This is a genomic window from Thermoactinomyces sp. CICC 10521 (assembly GCF_016055135.1).
Taxonomy (GTDB): Bacteria; Bacillota; Bacilli; order Thermoactinomycetales; family Thermoactinomycetaceae; genus Thermoactinomyces_A; species Thermoactinomyces_A daqus.
On sequence record NZ_JAECVZ010000002.1, the window covers coordinates 167,457 to 186,417 of the forward strand.

The 18,961-nt window shown below is 48.9% G+C and carries 21 protein-coding genes; 17 read left to right on the forward strand and 4 right to left on the reverse strand.

Annotated elements, in window-relative coordinates:
• Position 1: 1 nt before the first annotated feature.
• The 8 genes from I8U17_RS02785 (at position 2) to I8U17_RS02820 (ending at position 6,500) form a co-directional block, all read left to right on the forward strand.
• On the forward strand, positions 2-691 hold the full coding sequence (locus I8U17_RS02785; protein WP_033101093.1) for a metal-dependent hydrolase: 690 nt from the start codon (positions 2-4) through the stop codon (positions 689-691).
• Between the two features lie 241 nt (positions 692-932).
• Positions 933-1,109, forward strand: a complete 177-nt coding sequence (locus I8U17_RS02790; protein ID WP_198059000.1) for an Imm6 family immunity protein — start codon at positions 933-935, stop codon at positions 1,107-1,109.
• Positions 1,070-1,447 (forward strand): Imm6 family immunity protein, encoded by a 378-nt coding sequence (locus tag I8U17_RS02795; RefSeq protein ID WP_255518238.1) that lies wholly within the window; start codon positions 1,070-1,072, stop codon positions 1,445-1,447. Before I8U17_RS02790 ends, I8U17_RS02795 begins: the two co-directional genes overlap by 40 nt.
• A 308-nt stretch (positions 1,448-1,755) precedes the next feature.
• The gene (locus I8U17_RS02800; RefSeq protein ID WP_052154211.1) at positions 1,756-3,324 is read left to right on the forward strand and encodes a hypothetical protein; all 1,569 of its coding nucleotides are present in this window, start codon (positions 1,756-1,758) and stop codon (positions 3,322-3,324) included.
• A 16-nt stretch (positions 3,325-3,340) separates the two neighbouring features.
• On the forward strand, positions 3,341-3,847 hold the full coding sequence (locus I8U17_RS02805; RefSeq protein ID WP_033101095.1) for an Imm6 family immunity protein: 507 nt from the start codon (positions 3,341-3,343) through the stop codon (positions 3,845-3,847).
• A gap of 279 nt (positions 3,848-4,126) precedes the next feature.
• Positions 4,127-4,603 (forward strand): antitoxin YezG family protein, encoded by a 477-nt coding sequence (locus I8U17_RS02810; RefSeq protein ID WP_198059002.1) that lies wholly within the window; start codon positions 4,127-4,129, stop codon positions 4,601-4,603.
• Positions 4,604-4,769: 166 nt separating this feature from the next.
• Entirely contained in the window at positions 4,770-5,060 is a 291-nt protein-coding gene (locus I8U17_RS02815; protein WP_160173854.1) for a hypothetical protein, read from the forward strand.
• A gap of 129 nt (positions 5,061-5,189) precedes the next feature.
• On the forward strand, positions 5,190-6,500 hold the full coding sequence (locus tag I8U17_RS02820) for a DRTGG domain-containing protein (RefSeq protein ID WP_033101098.1): 1,311 nt from the start codon (positions 5,190-5,192) through the stop codon (positions 6,498-6,500).
• Positions 6,501-6,552: 52 nt separating this feature from the next.
• Here the strand turns inward: I8U17_RS02820 and I8U17_RS02825 are convergent, their stop codons facing one another.
• The 4 genes from I8U17_RS02825 to I8U17_RS02840 form a co-directional block, all read right to left on the reverse strand.
• Positions 6,553-6,864: a YtpI family protein gene (locus tag I8U17_RS02825; RefSeq protein ID WP_033101099.1), complete on the reverse strand. Its 312-nt coding sequence runs from the start codon at positions 6,862-6,864 to the stop codon at positions 6,553-6,555.
• 85 nt (positions 6,865-6,949) lie between these two features.
• Complete coding sequence (locus tag I8U17_RS02830) at positions 6,950-7,138, reverse strand: YtzJ family protein (protein WP_033101100.1); 189 nt, start codon at positions 7,136-7,138, stop codon at positions 6,950-6,952.
• Between the two features lie 91 nt (positions 7,139-7,229).
• Complete coding sequence (locus I8U17_RS02835) at positions 7,230-7,769, reverse strand: sporulation membrane protein YtrI (protein ID WP_033101101.1); 540 nt, start codon at positions 7,767-7,769, stop codon at positions 7,230-7,232.
• Positions 7,770-7,784: 15 nt separating this feature from the next.
• Positions 7,785-8,108 carry a YtrH family sporulation protein gene (locus I8U17_RS02840; protein WP_033101102.1) on the reverse strand — a complete coding sequence of 108 codons (324 nt, stop codon included), beginning with the start codon at positions 8,106-8,108 and terminating at the stop codon, positions 7,785-7,787.
• Positions 8,109-8,257: 149 nt separating this feature from the next.
• On the opposite strand from I8U17_RS02840, the gene I8U17_RS02845 reads away from it, so the two are divergent.
• The 9 genes from I8U17_RS02845 (at position 8,258) to pfkA (ending at position 18,953) form a co-directional block, all read left to right on the forward strand.
• Positions 8,258-11,680: a DNA polymerase III subunit alpha gene (locus tag I8U17_RS02845; RefSeq protein WP_033101103.1), complete on the forward strand. Its 3,423-nt coding sequence runs from the start codon at positions 8,258-8,260 to the stop codon at positions 11,678-11,680.
• A gap of 232 nt (positions 11,681-11,912) precedes the next feature.
• Positions 11,913-12,455 (forward strand): phosphatidylglycerophosphatase A family protein, encoded by a 543-nt coding sequence (locus tag I8U17_RS02850; RefSeq protein ID WP_198055412.1) that lies wholly within the window; start codon positions 11,913-11,915, stop codon positions 12,453-12,455.
• A gap of 148 nt (positions 12,456-12,603) precedes the next feature.
• On the forward strand, positions 12,604-13,071 hold the full coding sequence (locus I8U17_RS02855) for a hypothetical protein (RefSeq protein WP_033101104.1): 468 nt from the start codon (positions 12,604-12,606) through the stop codon (positions 13,069-13,071).
• A 207-nt stretch (positions 13,072-13,278) separates the two neighbouring features.
• Entirely contained in the window at positions 13,279-13,659 is a 381-nt protein-coding gene (locus I8U17_RS02860; protein WP_160173855.1) for a hypothetical protein, read from the forward strand.
• 211 nt (positions 13,660-13,870) lie between these two features.
• Positions 13,871-15,109, forward strand: coding sequence for an NADP-dependent malic enzyme (ystJ, locus tag I8U17_RS02865; RefSeq protein WP_198055411.1), 1,239 nt, complete (start codon positions 13,871-13,873; stop codon positions 15,107-15,109).
• Positions 15,110-15,124: 15 nt separating this feature from the next.
• The gene (locus I8U17_RS18725; protein WP_198059003.1) at positions 15,125-15,805 is read left to right on the forward strand and encodes a FadR/GntR family transcriptional regulator; all 681 of its coding nucleotides are present in this window, start codon (positions 15,125-15,127) and stop codon (positions 15,803-15,805) included.
• Positions 15,806-15,938: 133 nt separating this feature from the next.
• Positions 15,939-16,799, forward strand: a complete 861-nt coding sequence (gene accD, locus I8U17_RS02875) for an acetyl-CoA carboxylase, carboxyltransferase subunit beta (RefSeq protein ID WP_033101108.1) — start codon at positions 15,939-15,941, stop codon at positions 16,797-16,799.
• Positions 16,796-17,764, forward strand: a complete 969-nt coding sequence (locus I8U17_RS02880) for an acetyl-CoA carboxylase carboxyltransferase subunit alpha (protein ID WP_033101109.1) — start codon at positions 16,796-16,798, stop codon at positions 17,762-17,764. Before accD ends, I8U17_RS02880 begins: the two co-directional genes overlap by 4 nt.
• Positions 17,765-17,993: 229 nt before the next feature.
• Positions 17,994-18,953 carry a 6-phosphofructokinase gene (pfkA, locus tag I8U17_RS02885; RefSeq protein ID WP_033101110.1) on the forward strand — a complete coding sequence of 320 codons (960 nt, stop codon included), beginning with the start codon at positions 17,994-17,996 and terminating at the stop codon, positions 18,951-18,953.
• Positions 18,954-18,961: the final 8 nt, after the last annotated feature.

Sequence of the window (18,961 nt, forward strand, 5' to 3'; positions counted from 1 at the left end):
AATGAGAGTTACATACCATGGTCATGCTTGTTTTGAAATCGAACACAACGGTTACCGTCTGCTGATTGATCCTTTTATTACCGGGAATCCCTTGGCGAAAGTAAAACCGGAGAACTTGAAACCGGATTATATCCTGCTGACACACGGCCACAATGATCATGTCGGCGATACAGTCGAGATTGCCAAGGCCTCCGGTGCCACGGTCATCGCCCCGCACGAACTTTCCGTCTGGCTCGGCTGGCAGGGATTAAATACCCATGGGATGGGAACCGGCGGAACCTTCTCCTTTGAATTTGGAAGCGTCAAGTTGATCAATGCCCTGCATGGCAGCGGGCTGGTGTTGGATGAGAAAAAAGAAATCATTTACATGGGGCCTGCTTCCGGGTTTGTGCTGACGCTCGGAGACAAAACGATTTATCACGCCGGGGATACCGCATTGTATTCCGACATGAAACTGATCGGGATGCAAAAGCCGATTGATCTGGCCATGCTTCCGATTGGCGGCAACTTCACCATGGACCCCGATGATGCCTTGATTGCCGCTGAATGGGTCGGGGCAAAACAAGTGATTCCCATGCACTACAATACGTTCCCGGCGATTCAGCAGGATGGAGAGGCATTCGTGAAAAAATTGGAGCAAAAAGGAATCAAAGGCGCGGCGCTGAAAGCCGGAGAATCCCTCGAACTATAAGATATGGAATTGTAAATCTCCTGTAATCATCCTGTAAAAATCATCGACTAAAATAAATACAGGATGAAAACCCCCTTTGGTAGAGACGGCCCCGGAAACCGTCTCTTTTTTTTGTTTATTTTTCTCCCTGCTGCCGGGAGCAGTAGTGGTACACCCTTGTCATTTTTGAAGGTGAATGCTGATATGAATACGATCGCTGTCGTGAGAACAAGTACCGTGCTTAACAGGGAGGCAATCGATTTTGGAAAAATGGTATCAGAATGTCAATGCTGATGCAAAAATTGCTTATTTTTTAGCATTATCCGAAAAAGTATTGGATAAATTAACCGATTATGATTGGTATCCAACGGTCAGGGAATCCATCGACCTGTGCTGGGAATGGGTAGAGGAAAGCATGAGGGATATGACCTTTACATAACGATCGACGATGAAGATGAGGGGCTGTTCGTTATTTCCTGTGAAGAGGATCCTTTCACAGGTGACCGGCAAGCCGAGTTGGTTTATTGGTGTGTATTTCATGCAGCCTCTTATACAATCAAGCAAGCATATGTGTTTGAACGTAAGAAACATAAAGTTCCGCAACCTATTGAGGGGGTAAATGACGAATATACAAACAGCGGGTTTATGGAAAAAATAAGAGAAGTGGACGGATATCGGGAAGAGTGGGCTGAACGGTTGAAAAAGTATTTGCTCGAAAATGTTCCGGCAGGCAGTGACAAAAAGATCAAGCGGTCGGAACTCTTGAGTCAGATTTAATTTCGATCATGATCCCCGAAAAGAGACGAGGCAGGGAGAGCATAAACCTGTCCGGCGCTTTTCGGGGTTATTTTGTATTTAACACTTCGCGCAGAATAGCGAGGATTTTTGCCATATGTGAACAGAAATTTAAGGATGAAAAATGAGCTTTCCTGAATTGAATCCCTGGAATGATGGGTGAAAAAGTATTTTTGTTCAAAGAGGATAGAAATTTATTATTTTATCATATTATTAGACCTTTCCATCAATTGGCTGTTGACATAATATATTCATATAAATAAATAACCCTTCAGGTGGTGGATATCATTTTGAAAAATGTTAATTACATCAGAAGGAGTAAATTTTTTTACGGGTTCCTGCTGCTCCTTCTGGTCTTCATTGTCGGTGCAGGATGTTACAGCAGTCAGGCATATGCCGCCGGAAGCTTTCAGGTTCCGCAGGTAAATGACCATTTTGATAAAGGAAAGGAAGATCCGCCGCCGTCGAAGACGCAGCTGCCTCCCCAGCCTGAAAAGAAAGATGAGGGAGGATTTTGGCATTCGGTGACCAAACCTTTTAAGAGCGCGTGGAATTGGGCCTCGGACAAGGCTTCCGATGCCTGGAACTGGACGAAAGACAAGGCCTCACAGCTTTGGGACTGGATTTGCAAGGTGTGTGACAAGATCGCCAAAGTTGTAGTGGATGCGTTATCCGCCACCTGGAATTGGATTGTCAAGTATAAAGAGTACATCGCTTGTGCGGCCGTGGTGATTGTCGGGGTGGTCTTGTGCTTTGTCGCCCCGCCGCTGGGAGCTGCCGTATTGAGCGGTGCAGCTTTATCATTTTTGATCAGCGCCGGGCTGAATGGCGGGAAAATCGATAAACACACTTTTATGGATGCGGCCATCGGCGGATTGCTTGGACTGTGCGGGGCGGGCATCGCCGGCGGAGCATCAAGAGCCCTGGCCACCGGAGTTGGGCAGAAACTGCTGACCGGACTGGCTGAATCCCGATTTATGGGTCCGCTGATGCGCGGGGGAAGCAAACTGATCGGGAAACTTCCCGGGCCGATGCAAAAAATCTTTACCCGGGCCGGATTTGTCAATGCAGTTGAAGGTGCAGGAACCAGTATGGCCGACGATCTCCTGCACGGCCGGAAGATCAACTGGAAAATGATGATCTTCTCCGGGGTCTTCGGAGCCGGAATGCTGGGACTTTTCCATTTTGCCGAACCGGCGGTCAATAAGGCGGCCTCCTCACTGGAACCATTGCTGGCCAAAACGCCGATTGTAAAAAACCTCTTTAAAAGTGCGACCAATTGTGTGGCACTGAATCAGGAGCGTGGCTATTTTGCCGTAGCAACATCATGCATTAATACGAAACTGCTGGAAAATGATCTGGCCGCCTATCGAAACAAATTAAATGTGCCTAAAACAGAGACCGTCGCAGTAGGCAGAACCGATATTAAAGGATTGGAAAAAGAAGTATTTGAAGGTGCTTCTCCTCAAGTACTGAAAGAGGCTGGTTTGCCGGATCTGGATACGTTAATGCCAAACCGACCGATTAAATCACCGTTTGGACTGGATAAGGCCAAAAATCATGCTGAAGAGATGGTCATCAATGATTTTGTTCAAAAGGTTGATGCGAAGTTTCCAAATCGGCTTGATGTGAAAGGGAAACTCTATATTCATCAATCCAATCCAACGGGAGTATGCTCTTCGTGCAAATCGGGACTCGGGAAGAATCCGAATGCGATGGACGGAATTCTGAGTCAACTCAGCAAGCGGTATCCAAATCTTGAGATTGTTGTTTCAAGTGAAGTTAATCAAGGAGCAAAAGTGACAAAAAAGCATTTCTTTATAGTGAAAAATGGTAAACAATATCCGTACAAGCCGTAGTAAAGGGGGAGTTATGATGGGGTGGTACGAGAAGATCAATGAAGATGCCAAAGCTGCTTATGTATTGACCTTGACTGAAAAAATCATTGATCAAACCAAAAAATACGAATGGTACCCTCTGGTAAGAGAAATGACAGACATGTGCTGGGAATGGGTTGAAGAGAAGAAGTACGGTGCAGATGACCTTTATGAGAGATTTGATGATGAAGATGACGGATTAATTTTGATTGAAGGATATCCCGGGGTAAAAGAAAATCCGCAAGCCAAATCCGTCCTGTTTTCGATCATTGAAGCGGTATGTTACGTGATCTGGCAAGCTTATCAATATGAAAAGACAGAGTATGTTCCCCAACTCTTGGAAAGCGAAAGTGATCAATCCATTGATCAGTTTATGGAAAGAATAAGAGAAGTGGATGGATATCAAGAAGAGTGGGCTGAACGGTTGAAAAAGCATTTGCTCGAAAATTATCCGGCAGGCAGTGACAAAAAGATCAAGCGGTCGGAAATTTTGAGCCGGATTTAGCTTCGCTCACGACCTCAAAGTGCCTGGGCAGGGAGAAGGGCATGAACCTGTCCGGCGCTTTCGGGGTCATTTTTTATTTAACAAAGTGCAACAACACCGGCGGATTGCCCGGCCTGTGCGAGGCGTGCATCGCCGGCGAATCCTCAGAAGTTCCGACAGTGTTGATAAAGCGGTTCCAATGAATGATTGAATAATCAGAATGAAAAAAATGGATAATTTATGGACTGATTGGCAGATGGGTTGAAGCCAGGTTTAAAAATACACCGGGAGGAAAATGAGATGGATGACACCCGTTTGGGGAAATTATATCAGCAAATGGCGGAAACGGTAATCGAAATGATCCCGGAGGAATGGGAAAAGGTTTATTTGTACGGGGAAGTCGCAGATGGATTCAGCAAATCGTTTTTCTTCTACTATCCGAGTGAACGCAGGGAACCGGTTTATAGTCTGGATATCCCGGAGCTTTTTCACGTGTCTGAAGAGAAATTTGCCGAATTAAAACATCAGTTGCTTGATGAATTGGAAGAACTGTGGACTGAATATCAGTCACAAGGACATGAACCATGGACCAATCTGACCTTCATCCTTGATAACTTCGGAAAATTCAAGATTGATTTTGACTATACCGATCTTTCGGAAGCAAATCCGCATCAACAGCAAATTATTTGGGAGTATCAGTATTTAAGACTGGTTCCCGAGGATGAGGACGACAGGGCTTTTTTGGAAGCATATTTGAAAAAGACCGGTCAATCCTGAATCCTTCTATTCTTGTTCAGTTTTTCCACTCCACAATGCCGCATGTGTTTCATCGGCATTGTGGTTTTTTAGTAATCATATCTGCAATTGCAGCCATTTTTTGCATGAAACAGAAGTTTCCTGCGTACATGTTTAAAAAGAGCTTGTCACAAGGGAGGAGGAAAGGGTGGTTATGAAGCACGGCGTGCTTGTGGTGAGCGGGATTCTGCTGCTTTTGTTCGGCATTTCCCAATTGACCATGGGGTCCGGATCGCCGCTGGCGGATGCATTTGCGTTGACATGGGTTATTTTAATGCTTTTCTATATCATGGCCAATGCCCGGCAGATGCGCAGGATGCAAGAACAAAGAAGGAAGAGGATGGAAGCGGAGAGACGGTTGGAATGGCTGGCTGCGGAGCGGAAGTGGAAAAAGGAGCAGATGAAAATGAGGCGGGTCAAATCTGTTTCTTTACAATAAAAACATCTGTTTTAAAAAGAATTATCGGGAGTGACCAACGGGTCAGCTCCTTTTCTTTTTCCTGTCCCTCCGTTTGTTATATAATATGGTATAACAGACCAACGAAGGCGGAGGAAAGAAGGGGAGAATGTGACGACCAAGCATGAGCAGATTTTGCAATACATTGCCAATTTGGAAGTCGGGGAAAAAATCTCGGTGCGAAGCATCGCCAAGGATTTGGGCGTAAGCGACGGAACTGCTTACAGAGCGATCAAGGATGCCGAGGCGCAGGGATTGGTCAATACAATCGAACGGGTCGGGACGGTGCGAATTGAAAAAAAGCAGCGCTCCGACATTGAACGACTCACGTTTGCAGAAGTGGTGAACATCGTTGACGGCACGGTTGTGGGAGGGAGAGCCGGACTCCACAAAACACTGAACCGCTTTGTCATCGGGGCGATGAAGCTGGAAGCAATGATGCGGTATGTGGAATCGGGCAATCTGTTAATCGTGGGAAACCGGGATAACGTTCATCGCATTTCCCTGGAACGCGGAGCAGCCGTTCTCATCACCGGCGGTTTTGATGCCACGGATGAAGTGAAAGCATTGGCCGATAAACTGGAACTTCCGGTCATATCCAGCAGTTATGACACGTTTACGGTGGCTGCGATGATTAATCGGGCCATTTACGACCGGCTGATCAAAAAGGAGATCCTGGTGGTCGAGGATGTTATGAGCAAAGAGCCGTCTCCGGTTTACCTGACGGTGCATGACAATGTTGAACGGTTTCATCAGTTGGTGCGGGAAACCGGTCACAGCCGTTACCCCGTGGTCGATGAATCGATGCGTGTGGTCGGTATGGTCACGGCCAAAGATGTGATGGGTTTTGTTTCAGATGATAAAGTGGAAAAAGTGATGACCCGGAACCCGATTGTGGCCAATCCAAAGACATCGCTCGCTTCGGCCGCACATGAAATGGTGTGGGAAGGGATCGAACTGTTGCCGGTGGTGAATGATCAGCGTCGTCTCTTGGGTGTGATCAGCCGCCAGGATGTGATCAAATCGCTCCAATATATGCAAAAACAGCCACAGGTGGGTGAAACATTTCAGGAACTCAGCTTTCGTTCGTTTGAGGAACTGATGAAAAACGGCCAGCCGGTGTATCGGGGGAAAATCACCCCGCAGATGACCGATTCGCTGGGAACCTTGAGCTCGGGGGTTTGCACTGCCCTCATTACGGAAACGGCGCTTCGGACCCTGCGCAAACAGAGGCGGGGGGACTTGTCTGTTCACAATCTCACCTTGTATTTTCTCAAACCAGTACAGATCGACAGCATAGTTGAACTGGTGCCGCGCATCCTCGATTTGGGGAGAAAACAGGCCAAACTCGATGTGGAAATGGTTTTGGATCACCAGATCGTCGCCAAAGCGCTGATTACGGCCCATACGATTGAAAGATAAAATAAGCCGGCTTCTCAGGCTGCTTGAGAGCGGCTTTTCTTTTTGCGCTTTTTCATTGAGCGGCTTCGGATTGCTTGTTGATCATTTCGGTATAGTAGCGGCGGTATTTGATTCCGTAGTAGAGGTTGATCAGGCCTGCTGCGATGACAAGAAAAAGCAGGAAATAACGTAGGAAGGAAGAGCCGGGCAATGTTAATTGCAACGCGGCGATGGAGATGAACATGACACCCATGTTAATATTCATGCGTGCTTGGTACAGGCGCTTGATCATTCCTTCATTGCGCCGTTGCAGGATGCTGTTGAAAAAAGTGCCGAAAATCGTGATGAGGATCAGGCAAATGAGCAAAATTCCGACTACTTGCATGAGGATAACCTCCCAAAAAAGCGTATGGAAAAACAGTTTGGGGAGCATGGCAACTGCTCATGCGCCCCATAAGCAGTGACCGGTGTTACTCTTCTCGCTCAAGCGGGGTAAACCAGCATCCATGAGGGGTTTGATCGACAACGACACGGAGGTTTTGTTTTTCGATTTCTTTTTTGAGGAAATGTGCAACGGTTTCGGTTTCAACAAATGCAGTGTAGCCTTTTTTCAGCTTTTCCGCTTTGGCTCTGGCGAGCGCTTTTGGACTTATGATCATGGTGGTCCCCCCCTTTCCTGTCATTTAATATTACCGCAAAAAAAAGATTTTGAACAGGCCGGACGACTGAAGGGGGAAGACCCGCATGGTATCAACCGTCCGTTTCCGGGATCTCTTCTCCGGAAAGATCCGAAGCAGTAATCCATATCTTCAACGTAGAGCGGTAAAAAGAGATATATTTCAAGTGAATTTCCACTTTGCTTTTCTGGGCGCCATCGATCACGATCGGCTGTTTGTCCAGAATCAGCTCGATGATGTCCGGATTGTTGCTGATCCATTGCATTGATTTATTGAGAAACGGAGAAAGTTTTTCCTCCACCTGTGTCTTGACGGCATCGGTGATATAGGGCTGATCGCTGTTGACTTCGACGATGATTTTTTCAATGCGGTCTTCTTTTTCCTCCCTTTTTTCGCCTTTTCGTGTCAGATTCTCGATCTCTTCCTGCAGCTTCAGGATTTCTTTGTATTTTTGATTGTTGGCATAGTAGATGGCATTGCGTTCGGATAACAGACTGTCGATTTTCTGTCCGTAGAGGAAAAGAAAAATACTTCCGCCAAAGATGATACCGATGAAAAACATCACCCATGAACGTTTGTTTTTGACAATTCCGCGATAGATTTCGCGTGCCATTGTCTCACTCACCCATCAGCCCTGAATCAGCCAACGCACCAGGAGCGTGCCGGCATGTGCGCCCAAAAAAGCACTGATGATGAAGATTAATTGTTGAAAAGCGAGGTTGAGCTGACCGCCCATAATCGTGATCTCAAAGTTTTTGATCGTATCAAACGTTCCGCCGATTGCCGCCACCATCGCCCAGATTTTCAGCTGTTCAGCCAGGCGGACCATTCGAAACATCGGATATTCGTCGGTGATAAAGGCGCCGATCCCCCCAAGGATCACGCCGCCGAGCACGACTCCGAGGGCAATCAGGAAATCGAGTATCGTGGTGGCCCAAAATTCCTGTTCCATAAGCAACCCGTCCTTCTCTGGATTCTTTTAAAATCGTATGAGGAGAGTTGGAGATTGATGACTCTGACCGGGTTCAATATGGGAGGAATAAAACATACGTTCGCAGATGGAGATCCATTATAATAGAAGGAAGATGGGAGGTCGGGGCAATGGATCCATTTGTGCATTTGCACGTTCATACGGAATACAGCTTGCTGGACGGTGCCGGACGGATCGAGGAACTGGTCGGCGAAGCGAAAAAATTGGGAATGAGCGCACTGGCGATTACGGATCATGGTGCGATGTACGGAGTGGTTCCTTTCTATCAAGCGTGTCTCAACCAAGGAATCAAGCCGATTATCGGTTGTGAGATGTACATGGCATCCGGAGACTATCGCGATCGTCCTTCGCCGCGGGAACAAAAAATCTGTCACCAGCTGTTGCTGGCGGAAACGACGGAGGGTTACCGCAATCTTTTACGTTTGACCACGGAGGCTCATCTGCATGGATTTCATTATAAACCGCGAATCGATAAAAAATTGTTGCGCCGGTTTTCCGAGGGACTGATTGCCACCAGTTCCTGCCTGAGCGGGGAAATTCCCCGGGCGATTTTGGAGGGAGACCTGACAAAAGCACGTCTTCTGATCGAGGAGTATGTGGATATTTTTGGCCGGGACCGCTTTTTCTTTGAACTTCAAGATCACGGACTGCCGGAACAGCAGAAAGTAAACCGGCAATTGATCGCCTGGTCAAGGGAAATGGGGATTCCGCTCGTTGCCACCAATGATGTCCATTATGTCCGCCGGGAAGATCATGCCATGCACGATTGTTTGCTCTGCATCGGCACCGGACGGAAATTGGCCGATGAATCCCGGTTGCGGTTTCCCAGTGATTCCTTTTATTTGAAATCAGGAGAAGAAATGAAACGCTTTTTCTCTCATGTACCGGAAGCGCTGGAAAACACGGCCCGGATCGCCGAACGCTGTCAGGTGGAAATTCCGCTGGGAATGCGCCTGGTGCCGCGTTTTCCCGTACCCGGGGACATGACGGCAAAAGACTATTTGCGGATGCTTTGTCTCGACGGATTGCGTGAGCGGTATGGGGAGGTTACGGAGGAAGCGAAAGCGAGACTGGATTATGAGCTGGAGATCATCGACCGGATGGGATTTAATGACTACTTTCTGGTCGTGTGGGATTTCGTCCGTTTTGCGCATGAAGCGGGAATAGCTGTCGGGCCGGGGCGCGGTTCGGCGGCGGGCAGCCTGGTAGCCTATGTGCTGAGAATTACAGATATCGATCCGATCCGGTATCAGTTGCTGTTTGAGCGTTTTCTCAATCCGGAGCGGGTGACGATGCCGGATATTGACCTCGACTTTAATTATGAACGCCGCGATGAGGTCATTCGCTATGTTGTCGACAAATACGGAGCTGACCGGGTGGCGCAGATCATCACCTTTGGAACGATGGCACCGAGGGCAGCAGTACGCGATGCGGGACGGGTGATGGGGTTGCCGTACAAGGCGGTCGATCAGGCTGCCAAGCTGATCCCCGCCCAACCGGGCATGACGCTGAAGCGCGCGTTTGCCATGGAGCCGGAGTTAAAGCGAATGGTACAGCAGTCCGAAATACGCGAGCTTTTTTCTGTCGTGCGCAAAATTGAAGGAATGCCCCGGCATGTCTCCACTCATGCCGCGGGAGTGGTGATTTCCAATGAGCCGTTAACCAACCATGTTCCCTTGCAGGAAGGAACGGACGGCATCCCGCTGACCCAGTATCCGATGGAAGTCCTCGAAGGGATCGGGCTGTTGAAAGTGGATTTTCTGGGGCTGCGCAATCTGACGGTCATTGAAAAAGCGTTGCAGCTGATTCGGACCGGTCGCGGGACAGAGGTGAATTTCGCGCAAACGGAATATGATGACCCGGCAACCTATGAATTGCTGGCCAGCGGGGAGACCACCGGTGTTTTCCAATTGGAATCGGCCGGCATGCGCAAAGTGCTCCGGGAACTGAAACCGTCCAACTTTGAAGACCTGATCGCTGTTTTGGCACTGTACCGGCCGGGTCCGATGGAGCAGATTCCGCGCTTTATCCGTGCCAAACAAGGACTGGAAAAAGTGGATTACCCTCACCCGGATCTGGAAGCGATTCTCAAAAATACGTACGGGATTATTGTGTATCAGGAGCAAATTATGCAAATTGCCGCCAAGATGGCCGGATTTTCCCTGGGGCAGGCCGATCTTTTGCGCCGGGCTGTCTCCAAGAAAAAGAAAGATCTCCTGGCCGCGCAGCGAAAGGCATTTGTCGAAGGCTGTATCAATCGGGGATACAGCGAAGAAGTCGGTCATCGCGTTTATGACCTGATCGTCCGCTTTGCCGATTACGGGTTTAACCGCAGCCACTCCGCCGCCTATGGCGTATTGGCTTATCAGACGGCTTATTTAAAAAGGCACTATCCGCTCGAATTTATGGCGGCGCTGTTGGCGACAGTCGTCGGGAATCAGAGCAAGCTGGCAGAATACATCGATGAGACCCGGAGAATGGGCATTCCCGTTTTGCCGCCGGACATACAGAAAAGCGGCGTTTCGTTTACCGTGGAAAACGGGGCGATTCGCTTCGGACTGGCGGCCGTCAAAAACGTGGGGACGCTGGCGATCGAGAATATTTTGAAGGAACGGGAAGAAAAGCCATTTGCCGATTTGCTCGATCTTTGCCGCCGGGTCGATTTGCGCTTATGCAACCGACGGGTGATGGATGCGCTGATCCGTTGCGGTGCGCTCGATTGCCTGCCTGGTGACCGCGCGCACAAACTGGCGGCACTGGATGATGTGATCGAAATAGCCAGCCGTGACGGAAAGAGGCAGGGCAAGGATCAGATCAGCTTGTTTCAGGATGGGAATCAGATTACCTTCGAGCAATTGCTGTCGGAGGTTCAGTCCGTTTCTCCCTACACGGAAAAAGAAAAGCTGGAGGCGGAACGCGAACTGCTCGGAATCTATCTGTCAGGCCATCCGCTTGACCGCTGGCAACCGATGATTGAACGGACGATCACCCATCGTTTAAATGAATTGCCGGAATGCCGGGATCGCCAATCAGTGACAGTGGCCGGATGGATTACACATCTGAAGCTGGTCCAGACCAAACGGAAAGAGATGATGGCTTTCCTCACAGTGGAAGATCGCAGCGGCAGGGCGGAGATCGTTATTTTTCCGCAGCGGTTTGCCGAATGGCGCTCCTGGCTGAAGGAAGATCAGCCGGTTTTGGTGTGGGGAAGCGTTGACCGCCAGGATGAGTCTGTCAAAGTGATCGCCGCTAAAATCGCAGATTTGTCTGACGGTCGCCTGCCGAAGCAGCAGGTCGTTTATCTCAGAATTTCTCAAGAAAGGGAAGATCCGCAGTCACTTCATCAGTTGAAAAAGATCCTTGGCCAGTATCGCGGGACAATGCCTGTCTATTTGTATTATGAGCGGAGCAAAAAGGTTTTGTCATTGCCACCGGATCGCTATGGCCTTTCGGTGAACAAGGGGAGCCTGGCCAAGTTGGAACAGCTTTTGGGAGAAGGAAGCGTCCGCATCGCGAAAAGGGATGAAAGTTAAGCGAGCGATGAAGGGAAGTGGTGCCCCGCGGAGCGACGGTTGGAAATGCAGGAGGGATCCGGGAGGCACCACGACCTGATTCTGCGAAAAAACGGTCGGAGGTAAAAAAGGTCATCAGACAGCCGGTCAGGGCAGGGGTTGTCCGGGCAAGTTCCAAATCCGGCCTGCATATATTGGTTTAAACCGGCTCTTCAAGGAGACAAAGGGCCTTTTTCTGAGAAGGTGAGAAACTGTGTTTTATGAACACTCAGTTGTATTGCTGGAAAAACGCGGAGTGACGACGGAAGATATCGCACGGATCGTCTACGATTTGCAGCGGCCATACAATAAGAACCTGACATTGGACGAATGCGTGGATAATGTTGATGCCGTTTTGCACAAAAGAGAAGTTCAGCATGCGATTATCACCGGGGTTTCCCTTGATATGCTGGCAGAGCAAAAGCAGCTGCCCGAACCGTTTCAAACGATTATGGAAGCGGACGAACCTCTTTACGGAATCGATGAAATTCTGGCTTTAAGCATTACCAATGTTTATGGAACAATCGGCTTGACCAGTTTCGGATACCTTGATAAAAATAAGGTCGGCATTATGAAAAAGCTGAATAATCACGGGGAGCAGATTCATGTCTTTCTCGATGATCTGGTTGCAGGGATCGCCGCTGCTGCCGCAGCCCGGATTGCGCACCAGAATCCGAATATCAAAAGGTACGATGCCAGTTTGCTGCTGAAGAAAAAAGATGCGGAGAACAGCAGAGATCAAAGGCGGGAAGATTGAGATCAACTCAATTGAAAACGACTTGTTTTTAAACCAGGTGCAAGAAGATGTCTGTTTTTTCGTGATCCTTACTTGTTTATAATAAAGAGGATTGATTAATTTTGTATCATTCCTTATTATCTGAAAATAGAAAGAGGAGGATTGCATCATGAATGGAGCATGGTCATCGCTGATGCGAAAAGAAGGAAAGCGGGAACTGGTTGATCCGCTTGGAGGTTGCCGGTATCTGGTGCGGTTTGCGAAGGAAAAGAGCGATCTCATCATCTCAGGCGGGGAAGAGGAGATGGAAGAGCGTATTGAAGAGGAAGCAAAAATGAAACAGGTTCTGGAAGAAGTATATGAACGCTTTCGCACCCGGCTCTCTTCTTATCTGGAGCATGTGCGCAAGGAAGGAGGGGTTTGGCGTTTTTTTGATGTTGCCTATGGAGTGCAGATCTCCGTAAAATGGGCCGACGGCGCGTGGGAAATCTGGATGGATCAAGATCTGGGTTTTCGTACCCGGGACGAGGAAGAGGCAGCGGCCTATGTTCGCGGACTTATATTCGAATTTGACTCCTGGCTGGAAAAGGAATTGATGAAATTCCATGATGCCATGGTCGCCATGATGAAAAAATAATCTCCAGCGCGTCAGAACTATCGTTGGACGAGCCCTGTACCGGAACAATAGCGTCGACCGATCGGGCGGGTGGCAAAATTTGCCGTATGGAAGTTTGAGAAGAAATGATAGAACCGATCTGGCGGAGATGATAAATTTAATTAAGGATTTGCTAATATAACCGGAATTTGGATTAAGGCGGCTAATGGGAAAGCAGAGGTTGATGACATGATATTACGATGGAGAGTGGCTTGGTTCCTGTTGATCTTTTGTTTCATGTTGTTGAACGCTTGTTCCGGACAGGGGGGCAAGGGGAGTTTGTCCGGAAAAAGTGAGCATTGGTCTGCCGTATTCCAATATCAGATGAAGGACTCCGTCTTTGAGAAGAAACTGATCATTCGCTATCTGGGCTCCGACGCGGTGATGGTTGGCAATGTTACATACAAACTATTGAAAAATGGAAAAGTGGCCGATACAAGAAATTTTGTCTTGGGGGATAACGGGCAATATGAAGCGGTCAGTTTTGCGCAACAAGCGGAGGACAAGCCTCAGGAGTTGAAGCTGCAGCTGGAATGGAACAACCAAACGGAGACCGTGACTCTGAAATAAGCTTGCTCCTCGACAGAACACAGCCGGTTTCGCTGTGTTCTTTTTTTTGGAAGATAAAGTGAACGAAGCAGGGATCCGGCATCGGACGGAGGAATCGTATGTAGAAAGCGAAAAAGCGCATGTTCGTTCCGTTTTTTAAGTTGCCTAAATTTGATATAATGGGACATGCTGGTGGTCTGACCACCAACAGTCGGGAAAGGGAGCGATTTTTTTGTCAAGTTTGCGGGAAGAAGCTTTGAAGCTGCATGGTGAGAAGCGCGGAAAACTCACCGTTCAATCCAAAGTTCCGGTGGGATCGGCCCACGATTTGAGCCTGGCTTATTCTCCGGGAGTGGCTGAGCCTTGCCGGGAGATTCATACCAACCCTCAAACCGTTTACGATTACACAGCGAAAGGAAATCTGGTGGCAGTTGTGTCGGACGGAACCGCAGTACTGGGGCTGGGAAATATCGGTCCGCACGCAGCCATTCCGGTGATGGAAGGCAAAGCCGTATTATTTAAAGCGTTTGCAGGTGTCGATGCCTTTCCGCTCTGTCTGGATACAACCGATATCGATAAAATTGTGGAGACTGTAAAGTTGCTTTCCCCGACATTTGGGGGGATCAATCTGGAAGATATTGCCGCTCCGGCTTGTTTCATGATCGAAGAACGGCTGAAAAAGGAACTCGATATCCCTGTCTTTCATGATGACCAGCACGGTACGGCGATCGTCACATTGGCCGGATTGATCAATGCCCTGAAAGTCGTGGGCAAAAAGATGGATGAGATTCGCGTTGTCATGAGCGGAGCCGGTGCAGCGGGGATTGCGATCATCAAGTTGCTGCGGCGCATGGGCGTCAAAGACGTGATCATGTGCGACAGCAAGGGAGCCATCTATGAAGGACGATCCTTCGGGATGAATCCGATCAAGGAAGAGATCGCAAAAGTAACCAACCGCACGAGGATTACCGGTGATCTGGCGGAAGCGATTAAAGGAAGCGACGTCTTTATCGGGGTATCCGTGGCAGGGGCCGTCACCCCGGAAATGGTCCGCTCGATGAACAATGATCCGATTATCTTCGCGATGGCCAACCCGGTTCCCGAGATCATGCCGGAAGAAGCAATGGAAGCGGGCGCTGCGGTAGTTGGAACCGGCCGTTCGGACTACGCCAATCAGGTTAACAATGTGCTGGCTTTTCCGGGTATTTTTCGAGGTGCTCTCGATGTGAGAGCCAAAGGCATTAATGAAGAGATGAAGATTGCGGCTGCTTACGCCATTGCTGATTTGATTGAAGAACATGAATTGTCTCCCCATTACGTGATTCCGAAGCCATTTGATCCGCGTGTGGCGGCCAAAGTGGCTGCCGAAGTGGCCAGGGTGGCAATGGAGACGGGAGAAGCCCGGATTCAGGTGGATCCTGAGGAAATCTACAGAAAAACGATACGCCTGACAAGTTCTTTTGTATCATAAGGGTGAAAGTTCCAAGTGAGGAAACAAGAAACCGGATCAAACAAATTCAAGGAGATTTTCAAAGGAATTCAGCAACTGATCGAAGAGGACGGGCTTCAGCCTGGTGATCGTTTGCTATCCGAACGTGAGTTGTCCGAACGCCTTGGCGCCGGCCGTTCAACTGTGCGCGAGGTACTGCGCTCGCTTGAACTGTTGGGACTCATCAGCACCAAACGGGGGGAAGGAACTTTTTTGGAGCCTTATCATGCCCATCACTTCGTCGATTTGCTGGCCGGGTTCATCTTGCGCGACCAGCGGTCAAAAGGGGATCTGACGGAAACGAGAATGCTGATCGAAACCGGCGCGGTTCGGATGGCGGTGAGGAAAGCGACGAAAGAGCAGATCGACAAACTGGAAAAAATATTGGCTCGAATTGAGCACTTGCTTGAAAAGCAAAACAATCCGAAAAAAGAAGTACGGGATTTTCATGCGCAGATTATCAGGATGGCTAACAATTATTTGCTGACCCGGATCTGGTATCCGATTGTTCATTTTGAAGAAGCAATCGGGCAAAAAGGGTGGATGGAACAGGAGTATTTTGCGCACAAAATGTTAAGATACTATCATGAAATTGTCCTGGCTTTCAAAAAACGGCAGGAGCTTGAAGCGATGATGCTGTTTGAACGGATTTTTTCCTTGATGGAATGCGCGCATTAACGTCTTTTATGGCTCCGTTGAATCGGATCAAGGGAATGAGATATAATGACGGGAGCATAAAAGAATCGGGATTTGAAAGGCGAAGCTGTGCTTGAAATGATCGGTTAAGTTCAAACTCAGATGAGGTGTTATTGTGTTAAGAGATTTATTCAGAAAGCAAAAGAAATACGCAACCATCCCTTCTGAGCAAGTCAAAAAGGCGGTCCCCGAAGGGATTATGCAAAAATGCCCGCGGTGCAGCACCATTCTGATCACCAAGGAACTGGAAAAGAACTTGAAGGTATGCAAAGCGTGCGGTTATCACTTTTCGCTTTCCGCTCCGGAGCGAATCGCCTCCCTGGTTGATGAAGGGCATTTCATTGAGTATGATCGGGATTTGTTATCCAAAGATCCGCTTCAGTTCCCCAATTATATGAGCAAACTGAAAAAAGATATGGAAAAAACCAATCTGAATGAAGCAGTTGTTACGGGAGAAGGGACGATTGGCGGTTATCCGGCCGTGATCGGTGTGATGGATTCACGCTTTCGCATGGGCAGCATGGGATCGGTTGTCGGCGAGAAAATTGCGCGTGCGGCGGATCGTGCGGCGACGAAACGCTATCCGTTTATTCTGTTTTGCGCTTCAGGTGGTGCCCGGATGCAAGAAGGGGTCCTTTCCTTGATGCAGATGGCCAAAACAAGTGCGGCGCTGGAGCGTTTGCATCGGGAAAAGGGTTTGTACATTTCCGTGTTGACCAATCCGACGACCGGAGGAGTATCTGCCAGCTTTGCCTCGCTGGGGGATATCAATATTGCTGAACCGGGGGCGCTGATCGGGTTTGCCGGGCGGCGCGTCATCGAACAGACGGTGCGCCAGAAGTTGCCGGAGGACTTTCAGACAGCCGAATTTTTGCTTAAACACGGACAATTAGATCTGGTCGTGGAGCGCCACCAGATGCGTGATACGCTCATGAAAATTCTGGAGCTTCACGCATATGGGAGGGAAGCGAAATGAAAAATGGCTACTTGGATTTTGAAAAGCCGTTGGTGGAGTTGCGTGACAAGATTGCGGAACTGAAAAAGTTTGCTTCCGAAAAACAACTGGATATGTCGGAAGAGATCAACACGCTTGAAGCCAAAGCGCAGCGGCTGGAAGATGAGATTTACGGGAACCTGACGGTCTGGCAAAAAGTGCAGATCGCCCGGCAATCGAGCCGTCCCACGACATTGCACTATATCCATACGATTTTTACCGATTTTATCGAGTTGCACGGGGACCGGCTGTACGGGGACGACCCGGCGATTGTCGGAGGAATCGCCAAGTTCAACGGGAGACCGGTGACCGTGATCGGACATGAACGGGGAACGGATACCAAAGACAAGATCGCCCGCAATTTTGGCTTGCCGCATCCGGAAGGGTATCGCAAGGCGCTTCGCCTCATGCAGCAGGCCAACAAGTTTGGACGCCCGATTATCTGTTTCATTGACACTCAGGGCGCTCACCCCGGGGTGGAGGCGGAAGAGCGCGGACAAAGTGAAGCGATTGCCCGCAATCTCCGGGAGATGGCCGGCTTCACCGTTCCGATCATCTGCGTGGTTACCGGGGAAGGAGGCAGCGGCGGAGCTCTGGGGATCGGAGTGGGAAATCGCCTGCTAATGCTGGAGCATGCCTATTATTCCGTCATTTCCCCGGAAGGAGCAGCCGCGATCCTGTGGAGGGATTCCGCCAAAGCCCAGGAAGCCGCCGAAGCCCTCAAGATCACGGCAGGAGACTTGAAAGAGTTGGGGGTAATCGATGAGATTATTCCCGAACCAAAAGGTGGAGCTCATAAAGATCCCATGTTACAATCAAACTATATCAAACAGGCGTTAAATGAACATTTGCAGTCGCTTTTGCAATTGACGCCGGACGAACTGTTGGAGGATCGTTATAAAAAATACGCTGGTATGGGAGAATTCACTTCCTTGGTGGCAAAGTAAAAAACAGAGGCTGTGGACAAGTTTGGAACGGGAGGGGATTGGTGCTTTTCTGCAGCGACCTTTGTGAAAAAAGAAACCGGAGCAAAGAGAAGCACCAAGACCTGACGGACTCCTGTTTTGGAACTTTGTTCACCAGTTGAAAAACCGATCAGCGGTTTTTCTTTTTGTCCCGCATGGACATTTTTTGTCCCTTAGGGATGGGATATTCTTTTAATAGAGGTGATACATCATGAAACGGATTGCTGTTTTGACCAGCGGTGGCGATGCCCCCGGAATGAATGCCGCGATTCGGGCGGTTGTACGAAGCGGGGCTTATCACGGTGTGGAAGTTTTTGGGGTTTATCGTGGTTATACGGGACTAATTCAAGGTGATCTGAAACTTCTCTCGCTCGGGGATGTCGGTGATATTATCCATCGTGGAGGAACGATTTTATACAGTGCCCGCTGTGAAGAATTTAAAACCGAGGAAGGGCGCAAAAAAGCGGTTGAACAGTTGCGCAAGAACAAGATTGACGGATTGGTTGTCATCGGCGGGGACGGGAGTTTTCAGGGAGCGAAAAAATTGACAGCTCTCGGATTTCCCACCATCGGAGTTCCGGGAACGATTGATAATGACATTCCTGGAACGGATTTTACGATCGGATTTGATACGGCGATTAATACCGTGATTGACTGTATCGATAAAATTCGTGATACGGCTTATTCGCATGAGCGGACTTATGTGGTTGAAGTGATGGGCCGGGATGCCGGTGATATCGCTCTTTGGGCGGGGCTTGCCGACGGAGCGGAATCGATTTTGATTCCTGAAGCACCTTATGATTTGAACGAGATTGTGGAGCGTTTGAAGCACAGCAATGAACGCGGGAAAAAACACAGCATTATCATTGTGGCGGAAGGGGTTGGAAGCGGCATCGAGATTGGAGAGAAGATCAAAGAAATCACCGGATGTGAAACGCGGGTAACCGTATTGGGCCATGTGCAGCGAGGCGGTTCCCCGACGGCATTTGACCGGGTTTTGGCCAGCAGGATGGGAGCAAAAGCCGTTGAGCTTCTGTTGGAAGGGAAAAAAGACAAAATGGTGTCGATCCGGAATAATGAGGTTGTGGGAATCGACTTTGACAAAGCCTTTTCCATGAAACACAAGCCTGATTTGCAATTGTATGATTTAGCCAAAATTTTATCCATTTAGTGAGTAGG

Excerpts from the sequence above, each read along its gene's own strand:
- I8U17_RS02860 (WP_160173855.1), top strand. The coding sequence starts at position 13,279 with ATGATATTACGATGGAGAGTGGCTTGGTTCCTGTTGATCTTTTGTTTC.
- I8U17_RS02835 (WP_033101101.1), bottom strand. The coding sequence starts at position 7,769 with ATGGCACGCGAAATCTATCGCGGAATTGTCAAAAACAAACGTTCATGG.
- I8U17_RS02810 (WP_198059002.1), top strand. The coding sequence starts at position 4,127 with ATGGATGACACCCGTTTGGGGAAATTATATCAGCAAATGGCGGAAACG.
- I8U17_RS02825 (WP_033101099.1), bottom strand. The coding sequence starts at position 6,864 with ATGCAAGTAGTCGGAATTTTGCTCATTTGCCTGATCCTCATCACGATT.
- I8U17_RS02830 (WP_033101100.1), bottom strand. The coding sequence starts at position 7,138 with ATGATCATAAGTCCAAAAGCGCTCGCCAGAGCCAAAGCGGAAAAGCTG.
- I8U17_RS02855 (WP_033101104.1), top strand. The coding sequence starts at position 12,604 with ATGAATGGAGCATGGTCATCGCTGATGCGAAAAGAAGGAAAGCGGGAA.
- I8U17_RS02805 (WP_033101095.1), top strand. The coding sequence starts at position 3,341 with ATGGGGTGGTACGAGAAGATCAATGAAGATGCCAAAGCTGCTTATGTA.
- pfkA (WP_033101110.1), top strand. The coding sequence starts at position 17,994 with ATGAAACGGATTGCTGTTTTGACCAGCGGTGGCGATGCCCCCGGAATG.
- I8U17_RS02845 (WP_033101103.1), top strand. The coding sequence starts at position 8,258 with ATGGATCCATTTGTGCATTTGCACGTTCATACGGAATACAGCTTGCTG.
- I8U17_RS02785 (WP_033101093.1), top strand. The coding sequence starts at position 2 with ATGAGAGTTACATACCATGGTCATGCTTGTTTTGAAATCGAACACAAC.
- I8U17_RS02840 (WP_033101102.1), bottom strand. The coding sequence starts at position 8,108 with ATGGAACAGGAATTTTGGGCCACCACGATACTCGATTTCCTGATTGCC.
- I8U17_RS02795 (WP_255518238.1), top strand. The coding sequence starts at position 1,070 with ATGGGTAGAGGAAAGCATGAGGGATATGACCTTTACATAACGATCGAC.
- I8U17_RS02880 (WP_033101109.1), top strand. The coding sequence starts at position 16,796 with ATGAAAAATGGCTACTTGGATTTTGAAAAGCCGTTGGTGGAGTTGCGT.